Source organism: Neptunitalea chrysea, from assembly GCF_027924145.1.
Lineage (GTDB): Bacteria > Bacteroidota > Bacteroidia > Flavobacteriales > Flavobacteriaceae > Neptunitalea > Neptunitalea chrysea.
In genome coordinates, this window is the sequence record NZ_BRVP01000078.1 from 1 (window position 1) to 448 (window position 448).

Consider the following 448-nt stretch of genomic DNA (forward strand, 5'->3'; position numbering starts at 1 on the left):
GCTGAGAATGGTAATACATTAACCATAGACCAACCTATTGACCCTAGATTAAACGGTTTAACCCCTCAGGATCTTAACGGTGCTAACTATGCAAATTGGGCAGCTCCGTATAAAGCAGAAGTAGATGCTCCAATAGCTGGAACTATTAAAGTAGGGAAAGCATTGTCATTTACAGCACCTGAAGCTGGTGGTAATGGTGAATGGGATGAAATTGCAGCGGGAAGTGAAGATATTACCATTCCTGATGGGTATAAATCGAGTGCTATTAAAGTAGAATGGCATACTCCTAATGAACCTAACGGCGCATATGGAGGCGTACATGTTGCTATAGCAGGTAAACAATTCTCTTCTTCAGAATCATCTACTAGTGCTATTGTAAAAGGACTTTATGGCAGTGTACCTGTTTCTTATGATTGTTTAGGGCATCACGTAGGTCATATTAATGTTA

At 40.2% G+C, this 448-nt stretch carries 1 protein-coding gene; it reads left to right on the forward strand.

Annotated elements, in window-relative coordinates:
- Positions 1–448, forward strand: a 448-nt coding sequence (locus NBRC110019_RS16780) for a hypothetical protein (RefSeq protein WP_281756618.1), incomplete at both ends; no start/stop codon positions are given.